Genomic DNA, 17,944 nt, shown 5'->3' with positions numbered 1-17,944 from the left:
CGCCGTCCGGCGATTAAACTACACTTGGAGAGAGGACAAATCTATGAGAGCGAACTGGCCTGTCGGGCGTAACTGGAGCATTGGAACGACTCGGCGTTCTCGTAACTTATGGCGATAGTAACAGTGACGTGCGCAGCGGGCGCGAATCAAAACTAACGAGTAGCGCGACTGTGTGACTCCTCGTATGAACTACCTGGTGGCGATGGAAGCAGCCTGGTTGGTCCGTGACGTAGACGACATCGACGACGCCATCGGCGTCGCGGTGAGCGAGGCCGGCAAGCGCCTCAACGAGGCCGAGATGGACTACGTCGAGGTGGAGGTCGGCGCGACCGGTTGCCCCGCCTGCGGCGAACCGTTCGACTCCGCGTTCATCGCGGCGGATACCGCCCTCGTCGGACTGGTGCTTGAGATGGACGTCTTCAACGCCGAATCGACCGAACACGCCCAGCGGATCGCCAAGAGCGAGATCGGCGGCGCGCTCCGGGACGTCCCGCTGAAGGTCATCGAGGTCTTCGAGACCGAGGAAGACGACGAGAGCGAAACCCAGGGCTGAACGGCGACCGACGACCCGTATCCAGCCGGTGGCTTTTTGTATTACCCATAGTTATCGTGGGTCATGGACTTACCCACGCCCGACGATTTGCGGGAGCGGCGAAACGAACTCGACCTGACCCAGAGCGAGTTGGCCGAGCGCGCCGACGTCTCCCAACCGCTCATCGCCCGGATCGAGGGCGGCGACGTGGACCCCCGGCTCTCGACGCTGCGACGCATCGTCAACGCGCTCGACGAGGCCGAGGGCGGCATCGTCAGAGCGCGTGACGTGATGAACTCGCCGGTCGTCGGCGTCGCGCCCGACGACTCCGTCCACGAGAGCAAACAGCTCATGGACGAGAAGGGATACTCGCAGGTCCCGGTCATCCGCGACGGCGCGCCGCAGGGACTCATCGGCAACTCCGATATCCGCCAGCGACCCGAGGAGAACGTCGGCGAACTCCCCGTCGCCGAAGTGATGCACGAGTCCATCGCGACCGTCGAACCCGACGCGACCATCGACGAGGTGGACGCCTATCTCAACCACAACGCCGCCGTGATGGTCGTCGAGGGCGGCGAGACGATCGGCGTCATCACGGAGGCCGACATCGCCCGCACCGTGAGCTAGCTCGCGGTACGCGCTCCCATCTCTCGGCCTCGATTTTGAGGATCGGTGAAAACGACCTTTTCTCCGCCGTAAACGCGCCCTAACCGCGAGAACGGTCCCGGCATTATATACTGGTCGTCGCTGGAGTAGCAGTCGAGACATGCCACCGACGGACACCTCGCTGGATTTCCACCTCGAAGCGGCACTCGCCGCGGCCGAAGACGAGACGACGTTGTATCACCTCCGCCAAGCGATGCAGCTGCGCATCGCGGAAAACGAAGACGTCACCGACGAACGGCCCGACGACCCCCTCTCCGCCTGAGTTCTATTCGAGTTCGAGCCCGCGAACCGCGACCGTGCCGTTTCCGTCTTCGACGCGACCGATGACGCGTGCATCGGCAGACGCTTCCACGACGGTTTCGGCGTCCGCCTCAGGAAGCGCCGCGACGAATCCCGTCCCGCATCCACCTTTTTCCCGCTCGGGTTCGCCGCTGTCGAACCGCTCGCGGCAAAAACGTGGGCGAAAAAGACGGACCCTCGTTCCTCGGGTCCGTTAGCTGTCGAGTTCGAGCCCGCGAATCGCGACCGTGCCGTTTCCGTCTTCGACGCGACCGATGACGCGTGCATCGGCAGACGCTTCCACGACGGTTTCGGCGTCCGCCTCAGGAAGCGCCGCGACGAACCCCGTCCCCATGTTGAACGTTCGATGCATCTCCTCGTCGGTTACGTCACCCTCTGCCTGAACGAACTCGAAGATGGGCTGGGCCTCGAAGGCGTCGGTGATCTCGTAGCGGAACTCGCCCATGCGCGCGAGGTTCGTCCACCCGCCGCCGGTGACGTGGGCCGCGGCGTGAGTCTCGGCGTCCCGTAGCGGGGCCAGGACTTCGCTGTAGATGCGGGTGGGCGTCAGCAGTTCCTCGGCGATGGTCACGTCCGGGTTGTGCGGGAAGGGGTCGGTGTAGTCGTGCTCTCGGGTGACGGCCTCCCGGGCCAGCGTCAGCCCGTTCGAGTGGACGCCCGACGAGGGCCACCCGACGATGGCGTCGCCGGCCTCGGCCTCGCCGGGGAAGACGGCGTCTTTCGGAGCCAGACCGGCACAGGTCCCGGCGATGTCCAGTCCCCTGATGACGTCGGGCATCACCGCCGTCTCGCCGCCGACGAGGGCGACGCCGGCCTGTTCGGCCCCCGCTTTCAGACCCGCCCCGATCTCCTCGCTGGTCTCCTCGTCGGGGTTCTCGACGGCGAGGTAGTCCACGAACGCGACGGGTTCGACGCCCGCGGCCAGCAGGTCGTTGGCGTTCATCGCCATGCAGTCGATGCCGATGGTCGAGTAGTCGTCGACGGCCTCCGCGACGAGCAACTTCGTCCCGACGCCGTCGGTCGCCAGCGCGAGGTACTGGTCGCCGATGTCCACGAGACCGGCGTAGTCGCCCTCGAACTCGCCGGCCGCGCCGATGAGCGCCTTCGTCGCCGCCTCGCTCGCGTCGATGTCCACGCCCGTTTCGGCGTAAGTCAGTCCCTCAGCGTCCTCGGTGTCCTCGGCCGAGGCGTCGTCGTCGGTCATACCAGAGGGGGCACGCGGCGCGGGCAAAAGCGCATCGTTCGCCCGCGTTCAGAACGGAACTAAGAACAGCGCGGCGAACGCGAGCAGAATCGACGGGACGGCGACGACGAAGAAGACGACGTTACTCCACGCTCGCACCTTCCGGCCGTCCAGCGGGCCGAACGGGAGCATATTGAACCCCGCGAGCAGGAGGTTGATCTGGAGGCCGCGGCTGGCAAGGTCGGTGAGAAACCCGTCGGTGCCGACCAACAAGAGAAACGGCACGAGGAAGACGAGAGCCAACAGGAGGTTCGTCACCGGGCCGGCCAGCGCGATGAGGCCGTTCTCCTTCGCGCTGATGCGGCCGCGGTGGACGACGGCCCCGGGCGCGGCGAAGAGGAAGCCGACCAGCGCGCCGACGATGGCGAACCCGAGCATGCGGTAGTCCGCGCGGAACGCCGCGACCTGCCCGAAGCGTACCGCGACGACCTTGTGGGCCAGTTCGTGGAGCAGGAAGCCGACGCCGACGGTCAGCAGGCTGACGACGAGCGTCGAGATCACGGAAGCGAGCGTCAGGTCGCCGACCCGCCCGAGCAGCGCTGACCGGAACTGCGGTTGCAAGAGGAGCGTGAACGCCAGCCCGAGCGCCAGCCACGCGACGAGTAGGTCCCGGAGTTCCTGCCGACTGAAGCTGAGTCCCATTACAGCGCCCCCACGAGTATCTGCGTTCCGCGGTTGATACCCTCCCAGAGGAGGGCGGTCACACCCGCCATCCCGCCGATGTCCGCGGCGAGATAGGGCAGCAGCGCCGGGAAGACGACGTACGAGGCGACGGCGCTACCGATGTTGGTCAGCGCGACGATGAGGATGAGCCGGAACAGCGGGACCGCGCGCATCCGGGCGAGGAGGTCCGATATCGGGGCTTGCTCGTCGCCGAGGATCTCGTTGAGCTTCGCGATGTCGCCGACGTTGACCGAGATGTAGCGCAGTTCGACGTAGCCGGCGAACCAGCCGGCCGCGAGCAGCGGGAAGAGGCTCGTCAGCCAGCCGAACGCGCCGGCGACGACGGCGCTGGACCAGTGCGAGCCGGCGACTTTCGCCAGTCCGCCCGCGAAGACGGCGTTGACGACGACCAGCGCGACGAACAGTTCGAGGAGGACCGCCTGGCTCGCCCCGCCGAGTATCAGCAGGCCGAAGAAGACCAGGAAGACGAGGCCGACGCCGTAGCCGACGACCTGATACAGCGAGATTCGTCGGCCGTCCTCGGTGCCGGTGAGCGATTCCAGCGGCGGGAGTTCCTCGGGGTGTTCGAGGTAGTGTTCGATGCCCGCTCGGTGGCCGGCACCGACGACGGCCAGCACGTCGTAGCCCGCCTCGCGGAGGCCGACGAGTCGGTGCGCGATGAAGGCGTCGCGCTCGTCGATGAGCGCCTCGGCGCCGCCGGGGGAGAACTGGCGGAACTCCTCCATCATCGCGCTGACAACGTCCGTCTCGGTCAGTTGTTCGATGTCAAACTCCTCCACGTCGTCGGTCTCGCTGTGGAACCGCGCGAGCAAGGCGGCGATGGGTAAGCCGACGAGGAGGCTCGCGCCGACGACGAGCAACAGCGTATCGAGCAAGCCGGCGATCGTGCTGGCGATCCCGCCGGGCAGTATCCCGGCGAGGAATCCCGACGGAACGACGAACGGACCGCCGAACGCGCCGGCGACGATGGCGACTCCTGCACCGACCGTCGCGCCGATCGTGAGACCGACGGTCAGCGGCGGCCCCATCTCGGCCGCGAGGCTGCCGACGAGGGCGACCTTCTCGCGGAAGGACAGGCGCGCCCAGAACCGCTGGACGGTCGTCTGGATGTCGCGGTCCACGAGGGCGACCCCCAGGCCGAGCTCCTCGGCCTTGTCGATGGCGGCCTTCATGTCCGCGCCCGGCTCGATGTCGAATCGGTCGCCGAGTCGGGTCTGGATGTACGACAGCATCCAGTACGCCAGAAACTGAAAGACGGTGTTGCCACGCAGCAGGTCGCCGGCGTCGAGGTCGTCGGGGGCCTCGCCCTGCATCTGTTTGTACCGACCCTCGTCGAGTTCGACCGCGACGATGTCGGGCCGGCTCTCCTCGATGCTCGTCTCGACTTCCTTGACGCTGTGTTCGGAAACGTGGGCGGTCCCGACGACGGTGACGGACCCCTCCCCCGAGGGCCGCGGGGGGTCGTCGCCCGCCGACGCCGCGTGTTCGGTCATCAGTCCGGGGTACACGGGCGTTTCCTTTACCGTTGTCGGGTCGGCGACACGCCGTCCTTCGCCGGCCCTCGGAGAGCACAATATTCAGTAGACATACACGTTCCTCTGACGGACGGTCGCTTTCGCTGTTATTTTGCGGGTTCCAAGGACGGTAACTACACGACGGCGGAAGATTACCTGTGGGTTATCTACTCACCTCCAGTTTAGCAATAGTGATATGTGCGGAGTCCGACGGAACGAGCGGGAACCATGCACGATCTGACTGGCTTTCAGCGCGACTTGCTGTACGTCATCGCGGGGCTCGAAGAACCGCACGGACTCGCCATCAAGGACGAACTCGAAGACTACTACGAGAGCGAGGTCAACCACGGGCGACTGTATCCCAACCTCGATACGCTCGTCGAGAAGGGACTCATCGAGAAGGGCGAACTCGATCGGCGGACCAACTTCTATACGCTGACGCGCCGGGGCGAGCGGGAACTCGACGCCCGGCAAGACTGGGAAGCGCAGTACGTCACGGTCTGAGTGACGGACCCCTCGCCGGTACACTCAATTAGGTGGGCCGGACAGGAATCGGTATGCCGGAACTGCTGGAGACGTATCTGGAGAACCGCTGGATGGTCCAGCCGAACCACGCCAACCACCTCGGGACGACCCACGGCGGGAACGTCCTGAAGTGGATGGACGAACTCGGCGGCATGGCCGCGATGCGCTTCGCCGGCGAGAGCTGTGTCACCGCCCGGATGGACCAGGTGAACTTCAAGCGCCCGATCAACGTCGGCGAGACGGCGCTCGTCGAAGCGTACGTCTACGACACCGGGACGACCAGCGTCAAGGTCCGGCTGAAGGCCGCCCGCGAGAATCCGCGGACCGGCGAGCGCGAACCGACCACGGAGTCCTACTCCGTCTACGTCGCCGTCGACGAGGACGGCGACCCGATGGAAGTGCCGTCGCTCACCGTCGACTCCGAACGGGGCGAGGAGCTACGGTCGGCGGCCCTCGACGGCGAGCGCTGAGGTTTTTCACGGTCGGCGGCGAAGACGACCCATGACACTCGACGTGGCGACGCCGGACCGGCCCGAGCTCGAGAGCGCGATGAGCGCCGATGATTACGAGGACGTGACCGTCGAGGGCGACGAGTACCGCCGCGAGGAACTCGCCGAGGCGCTGGACGACGGCGCGTGGGCTGAGGCCTTCGAGTCGTGGGCGGCCGAGACGAATCTGGACGAGGCGGACTGGAACGTCGTCACCGACCTCGACCTCGTCGCGGAGTTCGATTTCTTCTGGGACTCCTTCGCCGGTCGCGTCGGCTATCACGCGCCGGGCTTACCGGAGAACTGGCTCGAGCGGGACATCCACCCGGACATCCAGTCCTGGGAGACGGTCTCGTCCATCAACGCCTCGCTCACCGAGCTCGGCCAGGTCGTCTGTGACGTTCTGGCCGACGAGTACCTCGACTGGGAGGCAGACGAGGTGGACGCCGGCGACCTGCCGGACTTCTAGAGACTGCCTTCGAGGACGAACGTCTCGCGGCGGTCCTCGGCTCGGTGGACCTCGATACCGACTTCCTCACACAGCTCGACGGCGTCGGCCGCGGCGTAGCGCTCCTCGACCGGCGGACCGTCGGTTCCCGCGCCGTTGCGCGTCCAGTCCGCGAAGCCGACTCGGCCGTCCGCCTTGAGGGCGTCAGCGACGGCCGCCATCGCCTCGGGCGTGGCGAACTCGTGGAACGTCATCGTCGAGAACACCGCGTCCAGCGGCTCGTCGACGGGCATCGCCTCCACCGTCGCCGTCACCGGGACGACGTTCTCGGGCATCCCCTTCTCGCGGTAGATCTCGTGCATCTCAGACTGGACGTCGAGGGCGTAGACGGTCCCCGCCGCGGCCGCCACGTCGTCGGTGTAGAACCCGGTCCCGCTCCCGAGATCCGCGACGACGTCCTCGGGACCTGGGTCGAACAGCGCCAGCAGCTCGTCGACGGAGACGTACTCGTAGCGACTCGGGTCCTCCAGCTGGTCGGCGCGGTCGGGGTCGAACGTGTGAAATCCCATCCCGTCGGGATTGCCGGCCGACGGACAAAACGCTCACCCTCAGAGACCGGCACGCTGATAACCGCTCACGCGTTTGGGTCAGTCATGGCAAGGATCGTATCGCCCACGGAACGGACGTGTGAGTGCTGTGGTCGGCGAGACGTGTGGGACGCGGCGGAGACGACGTGGCGAATCGCCGTCGAAGACGGGGAGAAACTGGCCGGGAACCCCCACTGTCTCCACGAGTGGGACATCAACGGCGCGTTCAATCCCCTCCCGTAGAGTACCGACCGCCAGCCGCCCGAACGTTCTTCTCGCTTCCGCGTATCGGGTCGGCCATGCCGACCGCCTACGTCACCGCGCCGCCGGACGCCGCGAGCGACATCGCACACGCTCTCGTCGAGGAACGCCTCGCGGCCTGTGTCAATCGCTTCGAGTGTAACTCCGTCTACCGCTGGGAGGGCGAGGTTCACGAGGAAGCGGAGGTGATTCTGCTGGCGAAGACGACCGACGAGCGCTATCCCGAACTCGCCGAGCGAGTCGAATCGCTGCACCCCTACGACGTGCCCTGCATCGAACGCTTCGAGGAGGCCGACCTGCTCGACCGATTCGGCGACTGGCGAGCGAGCGCGGTCGAGCCGAACGGGTCGGAGTGAGGGAATCGAACCTTACGGAAAAATCGAGCCTCGCGTCGGTGACCCGATCGCCGACGAGTTACGCCGTCTCGGTCGCGGCCGGCGTCCCCGCGTCGGTCGCGGGTTCGGCCGTCGCCGTGCCGGCGTCAGTCCCGGGTGCCGGCGTCGCAGTCCCGGACTGCTCGCCACCGGACGTGGTGTTCGTCGCCCCGCTGTCGGAGCCGTTCGCCGTCTGGTTCAGCGACTCGCCGGACGTCCCGTTATCCGACGAGTCGTTGCCGACGTTGATGTCGCGGCTCGTCTCCTCCAGTTCGACCGTCACCGGCGACTGGGTCTCGCCGAGCACCTGCCCCTCGCTCACGTCGGCCGTGCCCGTCGACCGAGTGATGCTGTTGTTCTGGAAGCTCGCCGGCGTGCTGAACTGATACGGTCCCTCGGCGCGGACGCTGACGTTCGTGTAGCCTTCCTCGGTGCCCCACTCGTCGTAGCCGGTCGTCGAGTAGGGGAGCGTCATCTCGAAGTTCCCGTTCGCGTCCGTCTGGGCCTGCTGGCGGTAGACGAACGTCTCGTTGGTCTCGTGGTTGCGCATCTGCACCGAGGCCGTGACGACCGAGTCGGCGGGACCGGTCCCCTCGACTGTCGCGCCGGGGACGCGCTCGAATATCTTGGTCCACGCCGGGTTGTTCTCGTTCATCGCGTTGGCGATGCCGTCGGCCATGCAGTAGTTCTGGCCGCCGACCGGCATCGACGTCTCGTTGGCGAAACAGCTCTGATTGCCGGCGGGTCGCGGGGCGAACCCGGCGCCCTGCGCCTCGATGAGCGTGGCGTAGTTGAAGCTATCGGACGCGTAAGCGCTGCGCTCGCTCGACCCGACGTAGCGGTAGTGTTCCATCGCCGGGACGCGCTCGCTGGGGAGCCCCCCGAAGCCGCCGACCTGCGATGTGGAGTCGTTCTCCACGTACGCCCGCGCCTGTTCCATCGACCGGAAGGTCTTGATGGTTCGGCTGTTTTCGGGCGTCGCCGCGACGCTCCGGCCGTTCTGGGTTGCGATTTCCCAGTCGAGGACGATCGGCTGCGGCTCGACGGCGCTGCCGTGGTACCGGTAGAGCCGGACGACGGTGGTGTCGTAGTACGACTGCGTCCGGTAGTTGAACTGCTGACCGGTGTTCCTGCTCGTGATCGACCGGTAGTAGTCGTTCGCCGCGACGTCCGAGACGTTGTAGAAGCGCGGCGGCGCGAAGAACTTCCCGCCGTACTGGCTGTTGACGCTGGCCATCTTCCAGTCGGCCGCGACGTACTGCACCTTCGCGTCGTCCTCGTTGATGTTCTCGAGGACGGCGTTGGCCTGTGACTCGTTGGGCGCGAGCAGGAAGTTCGCCGCGGTCGTCGAACCCTGCTGGAAGGGGTTGGCGTGCGGGATGCGTTCGCCCTCGACGGTGATCATGTGCCCGTAGTCCCACCACGACATGACGCCGTACTCGCCGTTCTCGTAGTCGTAGTCGTCTCGGATCTGGTAGGTGCCGTAGTACTCGAGCGACCGGTCGCCGCCGGTGCCGTAGGCACCTTCCTCCGGCGTGTGGTTCGCCATCCAGTCGAGGCCGTCGTCCCAGCCCTGCGCTTCCTGTCCCGGCGCGGCCGTCGCGCCGACCGCGGTGGCCGTCGGGGCGACGAACAGCAGCGGTCCGATGACGGTGAACACGAGGACGATGACGGTCAACACCTCGTACACCTCGACGCCGTCGTCGGCCGAGAGGTCGACCCAACTGACGATTCGCGCGATGGCGAATCCAGTCAGAGCGGCGACGGGGAAAACCAGATAGACGCCGAAGCGGATCTGCGTGAAGTTAGCTGCGAGGATGAACGCGCCCCAGACGACCATCAGGAACTGCTCTGCGGGCGCGTCGCGGTCGAGGAACTGCTTCGCGGTGATGTAGATCGCCCCGGCGATGGCGACGAACAGCGCGAGCCCGTGGTACTGATAGAGGCGAAGGGGGTTGCGAAGCGGCGTCGCCTCGCCGACGGAGGTCTGGGTCGCCGACGGACTCGACGTGAACCCGACGACGCGGAGGACCTGGTCGACGATGTAGCTCAGGAGGTCCGGCGTCAGCACCGCCATCAGGACCGTGATGACGACGAGGATGCCGCCGACCGTCACCGGGTAGAGGTTGCGGTCGTAGTCCTCTGCCTCCATGTAGCGGGCCAGCCACGCCATGAACAGGCAGCCGACGCCGATCGCGGCGGCCATCAGCGGCTGCAACAGCGAGTGGTCCGTCGCGGTGATTCTGAGCGATTTGATGACGGCCAGTTCGAACACCGTCACCGCCCCCATCATTATCGCGCCGGCGATGGCGACGTGTTCCGGGCTCTTCCCGCGGACGAACTCCATCGTGAGCCACAGGAGGAAGAAGGCTCCGAGGATGCCCAGGAGGAGGACGCCCGGGGGCCACGTCCAGAGGTACAGCGTGATGCCGAACCCGGCCAGCAGCGAGTAGCCGACGGTGTCTCTCAGGGCGTCGACGTCGCGTTCGAGGAACTGCTCGTAGATGGGTTTCTCGCGCTCTGCGACGCCGAGCGCGACCATCACGCCCAGCACCGCGAGCGTCTGGAGGAATCCCTCTGCGACCTGGTGGTCGTACGTCCCGACGAGGCTCCGCTGGAGGAACACGCCCGCCGAGAACGCGAGGACGACGACGGCGGTGACGCCGCCGAGGCGGCCGCCGAGGCGACGACCGATGAAGTACACCGGGATGGCCGCGAGCGTGCCGATGACCGCCGGAGCGAGGATGGCGACGATGCCGACGGTCTGCTCGCTCGGCGATCCCAGGCCGACGACGAGCGCGACCGTGGCGACGGTCTGGTCCAATAGCGTTCCGAACTGGCCCGAACGGGTGCCGTGGGGGAAGTAGGTCCACGGGTCGAACGGCATCGTCGCCGGCCAGTTCCTGACCACGAACATCGTCGTCCGGTAGTGATACCAGGGGTCCTGTGCGCTGAACAGCACTTCGCCGTCGACGATGAACTGCGAGTAGTTGCGAACCCGATTCCACAGCATGAACCCGATCAGCACCACGAGGGCTGGGATGTGATACCACTCCTGTACCCAGTCCAGGGCGGACTCGAGCTCGGGGTTCTCGTCGAGATAGCCCCGCGATTGACTCATTGCCGGAAACACTTCCAACGCGCGCATAAGCCTTTTGACCTCCGACCGGTCGCGGGATGGAAACGCCTAACAGCGGCCGTCGTGCACCTGCGTGCATGCGCGTCTCGGTCGTCCTGTGTACGCATACGATGGAGCGATACGACGACTGTCGGGCGGCGGCCGAGAGTGTCCTCTCCCAGACCTACGACGACGTCGAACTCGTCCTCGTCTCCGACGGGAGCGAGGCCGTCGCCGATCGCTTCGAAACCGACTTCGGCGGCCGAGAGAGCGTCCTCGTCCACTGTAACGACGAGAACGTCGGCTTACTGGAGAGCCGGAACAACGGAGCCGAGTTGGCGACAGGAGAGGTGGTGGCCTTTCTCGACGACGACGCCGTCGCCGCCGAAGACTGGGTCGAGAAACTCGTCGGCGGCTACGAACGCGACGACGCCGACGGCGACGTCCCGGCCGTCGGCGGACGGATGGTCCCGGCGTGGGTCGCCGGCAAGCCCGCCTTTCTCCCCGACGAGTTCTACTGGCTCGTCGGCGTCACGCACCGCGGGTTCGGCCCGGACGGCGACCCCGAAAAAGCGGGCGAGGTTCGCAACACCTTCGGCTCGAACATCTCCTTTCGACGCGACGCCTTCCTCGAACTGGGCGGGTTCGAGGACGACATCGGCGGCCGACAGGGCGCGAAGAACCTGCAGGGCGGCGAGACGGAGCTGTGCGCTCGACTCCAGCGCGAGTACGGTACCGGTGTCTACTACGTTCCCGATGCCCTCGTCGCGCACAAGGTCTTCGACTACCGCACCGACCCCGGCTGGCTCGTCGACCGGGCGTTCTGGCAGGGGTATTCGAAACGCGGGATGGAAGTGTTCGTCCCCGAATCGACGGGCGACGAGTCGGCGTTCTTGGGCGACTTGCTGTTCGAATTCGTGCCGAACCGTCTCCGTGGCCTCGTCCGCTCGCCGTCGGTGGCCGCCGTCCTGCAACTGATATTCCTCTTCGTGCTGACCGGCGCGGTCGGCGCTGGCTACCTCTACGGAGCGTACGTGTGGGGTTGACTCGATGACGGAACCCGACCTCCCCGACGTCTGCGTCGTCACCCATCCACTCGCCGCCGCCGGTGAGAACGCGACACGAAGCCTGCTGGACGTGCTCTCGGCTATCACGAGTGTCGCCCTCGTGACCGCCGACCTCCCCGGAGACTCGGAGATTCGCGAGAACCGCGAACTGATCGAACTCACCCGGAAGGGGTCGGGTGATACCGTTCTCGTTGCCGCGACCCGCTTCCTCCTCAACCAGTTACGGATGTGTCGCGTGCTGGCCGACCGCGACGAGGAGGTCGTCCTTTTCTACGGCGCGACGTCGTATCTGCTCCCGATTCTCGTAGCCCGCGCACTCGGCAAGACCGTCCTCGTCGAACCGCGCGGGGACGTTCCGCTCACGTTGCGTCTCAACTGGGAACAGCGGCTACCAGCGCCGCTCGCTCGCGGACTCGCCGGCGCGGTGCGCGCCCTCGAACGGGCGGGGTTCGCCGCGGCCGACGGCGTCGTCACCTACACGCCGAGCATGGCTCGGCAACTCGACCTCCACCCCGAAGCACCGGACGTCTTCCCGACCGGCGCGCGGTACGTTCGGACCGACGAGTTCGCCGTCGAGAAACCCTACGCGGAGCGAGAGCGCGTCGTCGGCTTCCTCGGCCGCCTTGACGAGGAGAAGGGTATCCGCGAACTGGCGACGGTCGCTCGGACCCTTCCCGACGACGTGACCTTCCGCTTCATCGGCGACGGCGACTTACGCGAGTGGCTGGAGGCCGAACTCGCCGCCGAGATCGACGCCGGGCGCGTCGAACTCGCGGGCTGGGTCGACCACGACGACGTGCCCGCCCAGTTGAACGACCTCTCCCTGCTCGTCTTGCCCTCCCAACCGACGGAGGGATTGCCGACGACGATACTGGAGGCGCTGGCCTGTGGCACCCCGGTGTACGCCTCGCCGGTCTCCGGCGTTCCAGACGTGGTGCGGGAGGGCGAGACGGGTTTTCTCATCGACTCCAGAGAGCCCTCGGCGCTCAGAGAGGGCATCGAATCGATCCTCGACCGCGACGACCGCGAGCGAATAAGTGAGAACGGGCGTGCGCTGATAGAGCGCGAGTACAGTTTCGAGGCGGCCGTCGAGCGCTATCGGGCGATTCTGCGTCAGTATGCGCCCCCCCGCTCGTCCGAAGCCGAGGGGTGGCGTCGTCCGTAGACGAAACATTTTCACCTCGGCGAATCGCACTTCTTGGCGGTTACGTAATGATTCCTCCCCACGGAAATACGCTCGTCGACCGTTTTTTGTCCCCAGAACGTAGCGAGGAACTAAGAGATGAGTTCGACAGCTATCCGGAGATTCAACTCGACCAGAACCTCTACTACGACTTTCTGAATATCTCCAGTGGAGCCTACAGTCCGCTTACCGGTTTCCTATCGCAGAACGACTTCCTGAAGGTCGTGAACGATATGACGCTCGAAGGGGGGGAACCGTGGACGCTCCCGATCGTACTCGACGTCACCGCGCAGAAAGCAAACGAGATGAGCCCCGGCGACCGCGTCGGTATTACGGGGCCGAATGGGGAACGACTCGGCCTACTGGACGTAGACGAGATCTATCGCTACAACGGTGAGGAAGCGGCCAGAAAGATATTCGGAACCGACGACCCGGACCATCCCGGCGTCGAGACCTTTCTGGAGAAGGATCCCTTCTTCGTCGGGGGCGATATAAAGGCGTTCGACGACGCGGACGGCATGAACGCGGACCACTTTCTGAAGCCGATCGAATCGCGCGTTCTATTCAATCAAAAGGGCTGGGACACTGTCGTCGGCTTTCAAACACGGAACGTCCCGCACCGCGCTCACGAGTATCTCCAGAAGTCGGCGCTCGAACAGACTGACGGGCTGTTCATCCAGCCCAAAATCGGAGAGAAGAAAGCCGGCGACTACGCTAACGAAGCGATACTCTCCGCGTACGAGACGCTCGTCGAGGGGTATTATCCGGAGAACGCCATCGTCCTCGCGATGTTCTCCTCGCGGATGTGGTACGCCGGACCGCGTGAAGCGGTGTTCGACAGTATCGTCCGGAAGAACTACGGCTGTACCCACTTCATAATCGGCCGCGACCACGCCGGCGTCGGTGAGTACTATAGTGACTTCGCATCACAGGAAATCTTCGATCGCGTCGGGACGGTCGGTATCACGCCACTGTATTACCACTACGCGTTCTTCTGCCGACGCTGTGACGGAGTCGTCTCCGAGAAGATCTGTCCCCACGACGCTTCGGAGCACGTCGAACCGAGCGGGACGAAGCTACGAGCGATGCTCGGCGACGGAGAACTGCCCAGCGAGAAACTGATGCGACCCGAAGTGGCCGAAGATATATTGCAAATGGACGACGTATTTGTGAGTAACTAACGATGTTCACACTCTGGTTCATGGGTCGTCCGGCGTCCGGGAAGTCGACACTGGCGAGCCGCGTAGAGGACGAATTGATCGAACACGGATTGCCAATAGAGAACTTGGACGGAGACGATCTCCGACAAAATCTCCATCCCGGACTCGGCTTCTCTCGGGAAGACCGGCGATTGAACAACAAACGGACGGCATACATCTGTAAACTGCTTAATCGGAACGACATTCCCGTCATCGTCGGTATGATAACGCCGTTCCGAGAGTCCCAGCAGCAGGCGCGTGAGATAATCGAATCTGAAGGCGATTTCGTCCTCATCTACACGAAGTGCTCGATAGAGGAGTGCGAACGGCGTGACCCGAAAGAGCTGTACAAACAGGCGCGGGAAGGCAAAATCGAGAAGTTCACCGGCGTCAACCACCCCTTCCAGGAACCGCTCGATCCAGATCTCATCGTCGACACCGAACACGACTCGCTCGACGACTGCGTCGGCCAAGTCATGAATTATCTGGGTTCGAACCACATCATCGACCAGCCGCTCGAAGGATACGACTTCAGCATCTCCCGAAACGAGGAGCTGTCCGTCATCGAACAGCTACGCGAGAAGGGAAAACTCGACTCGGACTCGTAACCGACCGGAACGTTCTCACCCGTCACGCCGCTATGCTGCCGCGATGACCTCCGAGATCGCGGCGGATCTCCACATGCATACAGTCGGATCCGACGGAACCGACACGCTCGACGATCGAATCGAACAGGCGCGAGAGCGGGACTTAGAGGCGATCGCGATAACGGACCACGATCGTGTTCTCGACGAACTCGGCGCAGGCTCGCAACGAATGAGCGGGATAGAGGTGGTAACTGGCGTCGAAATCAGGGCCGACATTTTCGAGACGAAGGTCGAGCTGCTGGGGTATTTCATCGATCCGACAGACGCGGCGCTCGACTCAGTTCTCGACCGCGCTCGAACGTATCGGCGCGAGCGAAATAGACGACTCGTCAGCGAACTCAATGATGTGACCGACCTCGAGCTGAGCTACGAAGCGTTACAAAGCGATGTCCGTGGCGGGATGGGACGGCCACATCTGGCCGAGATTTTATTGGAAGAGGAATACGTAGACGGCATCGGTGAGGCGTTCTCCGAGTATCTCGCAGAGGATGGCCGATGTTACGTCCCGATGGAGCGGATTCCCTGCGGCGAGGTCGTCGACGCCATCCACGCGGCCGGCGGTGTCGCGTCGCTCGCCCACCCCGGTCGCATCCGATCCGACCGGATCCCGGAGATAGTCCAAGCTGCGGTTCGGAACGGGGTCGACGCCATCGAAACGTGGTATCCGTACGATGCGGACGTCGAGTTCGGTATCGAGGACGCCGACCGATTGACCGCTGATCACGACCTGCTGCAAACCGGCGGATCAGACTGTCACGGGCGGGAATCCGGAAAGTTCAGAATCGGGACGGTCGGCGTGTCAGCGGAGACGGTAGAGGCGCTCCGCTCGGCCAGCGCTGAACGCAGTGAGTGACGAACTTCGATAGGAACACACACAAGCCTCGGCGCGCTTCCGCCAGTAATGGCGTTGAAACTCGGTCGGACTGCCGCATTTCACTTTCTCTCGCAGGTCGTGGTTTCGCTGTCCGGGTTCGTCGCCACGTTCGCGATCGCCAGACTGCTCGGTCCCGAGCCGCTCGGTTATTACGCGAAGGCGACGGCAGTTCTGTTCCTCGTCGCTGTACCGATAATCGCCGTCCACACCGCCATAATCAAGCGAATGAGCGAAGCGGGGGAACGGGACGCGTATTTCGGCGGCGGAATCGTCATCATTGGCGGGATACTGCTCGTGTTGGTTGTGACCGTGTCGCTGTCAAAGTCGTACTTCGAACAGTACGTCGGTGCACCGGTCACGACCGAATTCGTATTCCTCTTGGTCGGTACCGGAGTCTTCAGACTACTGCAGGCCGTACTGAGCGGCGAGAAACAGGTCGTCCACTCGGGGTCAATACAGAGCGTAGAGCGGATCGTGCGGACGGTGCTACAGGTCGGTTTCATACTCCTCGGCTACAGCATCTCCGGGCTGCTCATCGGACACGCCGTGGCGTTGCTGACGGCCGGCGTGTTGGGGCTGTATCTCTCTCAGTCGCGGCCGCGTCTCCCGGAGCGAGAACACCTTCACAGCCTCGTGGAGTATTCCCGTTTCTCTTGGCTCGCACGACTCAAGAGCCGAGCGTTTAGCTGGACCGACACCGCGGTACTCGGCCTGTTCGTGACGTCGTCGCTCGTCGGTATCTACGAAGTCGCCTGGACGCTGTCGGCGACGCTCATTCTCGTCAGTAAGTCGGTCCAGCATACGCTGTTTCCCGAGTTCAGCGACCTCAGTACGGACGATAGCTACGACCAGATACATCACTTACTCAACGAGGGACTCGTGTTCACCGGCGTTTTTTGTCTCCCGGGACTGGTCGGCGCCGCGCTCGTCGGACCGCGTATTCTGGCGATATACGACGGCGCGTTCCGAGCCGGTGCGACCGTCTTGGTCGTTCTCGTCTACGCCCAACTCGTCGCGGCGTTCGGTGAGCAGTTCATCTCGGCTATCAACGCGATCGATCGCCCCGAAGTAGCGTTTCGGGTTAGTGGCGCGTTCATCGCCGTGAACGTCGCGTTGAACGTCGCTCTCGTCTCGACGTACGGCTGGGAGTGGGCGGCGGCCGCTACGGCGCTCTCGGCGACCGGTCTGCTCGTCGTGAGCTTCGGCGTCATCGCGCGGCTCATCGGCCGACCGAGCCTGCCTTGGACGGAATTCGCTTCACAGGCTGTCTCGGCGCTCGGGATGGGGGGTATTTTGCTAGCCGCTCGCGATACGATACCAGCCGGTCACTACTGGACGGTAGCAATCGTGATTCTGGCCGCAGGCGTCTATCTGGGGCTACTCGTCAGTCTCTCTACGAGAGTCAGGGACAAGGCGATCTCGCTGCTCGATTCGGTCATTCCAGCCTAACTGAGCCGCTGGCACAGTAGCGAGATCCACATTCCGACGACCGCCCGTAGAGACGGCCAGAGGAGCGCGAGCCGATAGAGGTCTCCCGGCGTGTTGTCGAACGCGTGGTCGCACCGAGGCTGTTCGTAAAACCGGAGCGCATCGCGTACCTCGGGTACGCGCTCTTTGACGTACCGAGAGAAGCGGAAATCCTGTTCGAGCCGGTACCGAGTCGCCGTCCCCTGTGAGAGGCTCTCGTCGTGACCGCCGACGGTAAAGAGGTCGGGAACGAAACAGATACCGCTCTGTGCGGCCGATTCGAGGACGAATAAGTGGTCTTCCCGGCGTTCGAGTGCTTCCTCGAATCGGATGTCGGTCCGCTCGGTATCGACGAGTACGGACGATGTGAGCGAGGCGATGTTGCCGAGATACAGCTCCCGGAGAAACTGCGACGGCTGCACGTCGTCGGCTTCGACACAGATCCCCGTTTCGGACTCGTCCATCTCGGCGAGCTGACGGGCCAACTTCCCGTCGTGCCAGTAGTCGTCGGCATCGAGAAACGCGACGTAACGGGTCGATGCGCGTTCGAGCCCTCGATTACGCGCCCATGACGGTCCTCGTTGTTCGGTGTCCTCTACGACGATCAGTTCCGTCGGAACCGACTGAGATTGCGCCGTTGCGACGGCGTCGTCGAAGATATTTTCCGGCGTGTGTGCGGGACTATACGGGACGACGACCGAGACGGGACTCTCACTGGTACTTGCCTCGGTTCCGTTCGTGGTATCTGATGGCTCCGCCATCCCTCC

At 64.5% G+C, this 17,944-nt stretch carries 20 protein-coding genes; 14 read left to right on the top strand and 6 right to left on the bottom strand.

All coding sequences use genetic code 11. From position 1 onward, the window contains the following. The first annotated feature begins 184 nt into the window (after positions 1 to 184). The 3 genes from GO488_RS02860 to GO488_RS19560 all read left to right on the top strand — a co-directional run bounded on the left by GO488_RS02860 (position 185) and on the right by GO488_RS19560 (position 1,460). Positions 185 to 553, top strand: coding sequence for a DUF555 domain-containing protein (locus tag GO488_RS02860; RefSeq protein WP_162316290.1), 369 nt, complete (start codon positions 185 to 187; stop codon positions 551 to 553). Between the two features lie 63 nt (positions 554 to 616). Beyond that, a complete protein-coding gene (locus GO488_RS02855) occupies positions 617 to 1,159 on the top strand; it encodes a CBS domain-containing protein (protein ID WP_162316289.1) in 543 nt (180 codons plus the stop codon). Between the two features lie 139 nt (positions 1,160 to 1,298). Beyond that, the gene (locus GO488_RS19560) at positions 1,299 to 1,460 is read left to right on the top strand and encodes a hypothetical protein (RefSeq protein ID WP_164509607.1); all 162 of its coding nucleotides are present in this window, start codon (positions 1,299 to 1,301) and stop codon (positions 1,458 to 1,460) included. Between the two features lie 231 nt (positions 1,461 to 1,691). On the opposite strand, the gene purM is transcribed toward GO488_RS19560, so the two are convergent. From purM to GO488_RS02835, 3 genes are read right to left on the bottom strand one after another with little or no spacing between them, the layout of a single operon-like run. Then, positions 1,692 to 2,702 (bottom strand): phosphoribosylformylglycinamidine cyclo-ligase, encoded by a 1,011-nt coding sequence (gene purM, locus GO488_RS02845; protein ID WP_162316288.1) that lies wholly within the window; start codon positions 2,700 to 2,702, stop codon positions 1,692 to 1,694. Positions 2,703 to 2,750: 48 nt separating this feature from the next. Beyond that, the gene (locus GO488_RS02840) at positions 2,751 to 3,431 is read right to left on the bottom strand and encodes a zinc metalloprotease (protein WP_422111215.1); all 681 of its coding nucleotides are present in this window, start codon (positions 3,429 to 3,431) and stop codon (positions 2,751 to 2,753) included. Continuing rightward, positions 3,383 to 4,918 carry a TraB/GumN family protein gene (locus GO488_RS02835; RefSeq protein WP_162316286.1) on the bottom strand — a complete coding sequence of 512 codons (1,536 nt, stop codon included), beginning with the start codon at positions 4,916 to 4,918 and terminating at the stop codon, positions 3,383 to 3,385. The genes GO488_RS02840 and GO488_RS02835 overlap by 49 nt, the downstream gene beginning before the upstream one ends. A 249-nt stretch (positions 4,919 to 5,167) precedes the next feature. Here GO488_RS02835 and GO488_RS02830 point away from each other — a divergent pair, with 249 nt between their 5' ends. Genes GO488_RS02830 through GO488_RS02820 form a run of 3 tightly spaced genes read left to right on the top strand, consistent with a single transcriptional unit; the run spans position 5,168 to position 6,421 of the window. After that, on the top strand, positions 5,168 to 5,443 hold the full coding sequence (locus tag GO488_RS02830; RefSeq protein WP_162316285.1) for a PadR family transcriptional regulator: 276 nt from the start codon (positions 5,168 to 5,170) through the stop codon (positions 5,441 to 5,443). 53 nt (positions 5,444 to 5,496) lie between these two features. Continuing rightward, positions 5,497 to 5,934 carry an acyl-CoA thioesterase gene (locus GO488_RS02825; protein ID WP_162316284.1) on the top strand — a complete coding sequence of 146 codons (438 nt, stop codon included), beginning with the start codon at positions 5,497 to 5,499 and terminating at the stop codon, positions 5,932 to 5,934. Positions 5,935 to 5,965: 31 nt separating this feature from the next. Next, on the top strand, positions 5,966 to 6,421 hold the full coding sequence (locus GO488_RS02820; RefSeq protein WP_162316283.1) for a DUF7992 family protein: 456 nt from the start codon (positions 5,966 to 5,968) through the stop codon (positions 6,419 to 6,421). Here the strand turns inward: GO488_RS02820 and GO488_RS02815 are convergent. Beyond that, on the bottom strand, positions 6,418 to 6,969 hold the full coding sequence (locus GO488_RS02815; RefSeq protein WP_162316282.1) for a class I SAM-dependent methyltransferase: 552 nt from the start codon (positions 6,967 to 6,969) through the stop codon (positions 6,418 to 6,420). The genes GO488_RS02820 and GO488_RS02815 overlap by 4 nt on opposite strands. An 84-nt stretch (positions 6,970 to 7,053) precedes the next feature. Between GO488_RS02815 and GO488_RS19555 the strand changes: the two genes are divergently transcribed. Then, positions 7,054 to 7,230, top strand: a complete 177-nt coding sequence (locus tag GO488_RS19555; protein ID WP_164509606.1) for an HEWD family protein — start codon at positions 7,054 to 7,056, stop codon at positions 7,228 to 7,230. A 56-nt stretch (positions 7,231 to 7,286) separates the two neighbouring features. Continuing rightward, entirely contained in the window at positions 7,287 to 7,604 is a 318-nt protein-coding gene (cutA, locus tag GO488_RS02810) for a divalent-cation tolerance protein CutA (protein ID WP_162316281.1), read from the top strand. Positions 7,605 to 7,662: 58 nt separating this feature from the next. Here cutA and GO488_RS02805 read toward each other — a convergent pair whose 3' ends face one another. Beyond that, entirely contained in the window at positions 7,663 to 10,743 is a 3,081-nt protein-coding gene (locus GO488_RS02805; RefSeq protein WP_162316280.1) for an oligosaccharyl transferase, archaeosortase A system-associated, read from the bottom strand. 95 nt (positions 10,744 to 10,838) lie between these two features. Here GO488_RS02805 and aglG point away from each other — a divergent pair, with 95 nt between their 5' ends. From aglG to GO488_RS02775, 6 genes are read left to right on the top strand one after another with little or no spacing between them, the layout of a single operon-like run. Then, the gene (aglG, locus tag GO488_RS02800; protein WP_162316279.1) at positions 10,839 to 11,786 is read left to right on the top strand and encodes a glucosyl-dolichyl phosphate glucuronosyltransferase; all 948 of its coding nucleotides are present in this window, start codon (positions 10,839 to 10,841) and stop codon (positions 11,784 to 11,786) included. A gap of 4 nt (positions 11,787 to 11,790) precedes the next feature. Next, positions 11,791 to 12,972, top strand: coding sequence for a glycosyltransferase family 4 protein (locus tag GO488_RS02795; protein WP_162316278.1), 1,182 nt, complete (start codon positions 11,791 to 11,793; stop codon positions 12,970 to 12,972). A 47-nt stretch (positions 12,973 to 13,019) separates the two neighbouring features. After that, a complete protein-coding gene (gene sat / locus GO488_RS02790) occupies positions 13,020 to 14,171 on the top strand; it encodes a sulfate adenylyltransferase (RefSeq protein ID WP_241692883.1) in 1,152 nt (383 codons plus the stop codon). 2 nt (positions 14,172 to 14,173) lie between these two features. After that, positions 14,174 to 14,797: an adenylyl-sulfate kinase gene (cysC, locus tag GO488_RS02785; protein WP_162316276.1), complete on the top strand. Its 624-nt coding sequence runs from the start codon at positions 14,174 to 14,176 to the stop codon at positions 14,795 to 14,797. Positions 14,798 to 14,840: 43 nt separating this feature from the next. Then, the gene (locus GO488_RS02780; RefSeq protein WP_162316275.1) at positions 14,841 to 15,689 is read left to right on the top strand and encodes a PHP domain-containing protein; all 849 of its coding nucleotides are present in this window, start codon (positions 14,841 to 14,843) and stop codon (positions 15,687 to 15,689) included. A 48-nt stretch (positions 15,690 to 15,737) separates the two neighbouring features. Continuing rightward, on the top strand, positions 15,738 to 17,159 hold the full coding sequence (locus GO488_RS02775; RefSeq protein ID WP_206674378.1) for a lipopolysaccharide biosynthesis protein: 1,422 nt from the start codon (positions 15,738 to 15,740) through the stop codon (positions 17,157 to 17,159). On the opposite strand, the gene GO488_RS02770 is transcribed toward GO488_RS02775, so the two are convergent. Continuing rightward, positions 17,156 to 17,938: a glycosyltransferase family 2 protein gene (locus GO488_RS02770; RefSeq protein ID WP_162316274.1), complete on the bottom strand. Its 783-nt coding sequence runs from the start codon at positions 17,936 to 17,938 to the stop codon at positions 17,156 to 17,158. The genes GO488_RS02775 and GO488_RS02770 overlap by 4 nt on opposite strands. Positions 17,939 to 17,944 lie beyond the last annotated feature (6 nt).

Source organism: Haloarcula limicola (assembly GCF_010119205.1).
GTDB lineage: Archaea > Halobacteriota > Halobacteria > Halobacteriales > Haloarculaceae > Haloarcula > Haloarcula limicola.
This window is presented reverse-complemented; position numbering and strand designations above follow the sequence as displayed.

What these genes read in the sequence shown, in the direction of transcription:
- GO488_RS02775 (WP_206674378.1), top strand. Translation starts at nt 15,738, where the DNA reads ATGGCGTTGAAACTCGGTCGGACTGCCGCATTTCACTTTCTCTCGCAG.
- GO488_RS02795 (WP_162316278.1), top strand. Translation starts at nt 11,791, where the DNA reads ATGACGGAACCCGACCTCCCCGACGTCTGCGTCGTCACCCATCCACTC.
- GO488_RS19560 (WP_164509607.1), top strand. Translation starts at nt 1,299, where the DNA reads ATGCCACCGACGGACACCTCGCTGGATTTCCACCTCGAAGCGGCACTC.
- cutA (WP_162316281.1), top strand. Translation starts at nt 7,287, where the DNA reads ATGCCGACCGCCTACGTCACCGCGCCGCCGGACGCCGCGAGCGACATC.
- purM (WP_162316288.1), bottom strand. Translation starts at nt 2,702, where the DNA reads ATGACCGACGACGACGCCTCGGCCGAGGACACCGAGGACGCTGAGGGA.
- GO488_RS02860 (WP_162316290.1), top strand. Translation starts at nt 185, where the DNA reads ATGAACTACCTGGTGGCGATGGAAGCAGCCTGGTTGGTCCGTGACGTA.
- GO488_RS02770 (WP_162316274.1), bottom strand. Translation starts at nt 17,938, where the DNA reads ATGGCGGAGCCATCAGATACCACGAACGGAACCGAGGCAAGTACCAGT.
- sat (WP_241692883.1), top strand. Translation starts at nt 13,020, where the DNA reads ATGATTCCTCCCCACGGAAATACGCTCGTCGACCGTTTTTTGTCCCCA.
- aglG (WP_162316279.1), top strand. Translation starts at nt 10,839, where the DNA reads ATGCGCGTCTCGGTCGTCCTGTGTACGCATACGATGGAGCGATACGAC.
- GO488_RS19555 (WP_164509606.1), top strand. Translation starts at nt 7,054, where the DNA reads ATGGCAAGGATCGTATCGCCCACGGAACGGACGTGTGAGTGCTGTGGT.
- GO488_RS02820 (WP_162316283.1), top strand. Translation starts at nt 5,966, where the DNA reads ATGACACTCGACGTGGCGACGCCGGACCGGCCCGAGCTCGAGAGCGCG.
- GO488_RS02780 (WP_162316275.1), top strand. Translation starts at nt 14,841, where the DNA reads ATGACCTCCGAGATCGCGGCGGATCTCCACATGCATACAGTCGGATCC.
- GO488_RS02830 (WP_162316285.1), top strand. Translation starts at nt 5,168, where the DNA reads ATGCACGATCTGACTGGCTTTCAGCGCGACTTGCTGTACGTCATCGCG.
- GO488_RS02825 (WP_162316284.1), top strand. Translation starts at nt 5,497, where the DNA reads ATGCCGGAACTGCTGGAGACGTATCTGGAGAACCGCTGGATGGTCCAG.
- GO488_RS02815 (WP_162316282.1), bottom strand. Translation starts at nt 6,969, where the DNA reads ATGGGATTTCACACGTTCGACCCCGACCGCGCCGACCAGCTGGAGGAC.
- GO488_RS02855 (WP_162316289.1), top strand. Translation starts at nt 617, where the DNA reads ATGGACTTACCCACGCCCGACGATTTGCGGGAGCGGCGAAACGAACTC.
- GO488_RS02835 (WP_162316286.1), bottom strand. Translation starts at nt 4,918, where the DNA reads ATGACCGAACACGCGGCGTCGGCGGGCGACGACCCCCCGCGGCCCTCG.
- GO488_RS02805 (WP_162316280.1), bottom strand. Translation starts at nt 10,743, where the DNA reads ATGAGTCAATCGCGGGGCTATCTCGACGAGAACCCCGAGCTCGAGTCC.
- cysC (WP_162316276.1), top strand. Translation starts at nt 14,174, where the DNA reads ATGTTCACACTCTGGTTCATGGGTCGTCCGGCGTCCGGGAAGTCGACA.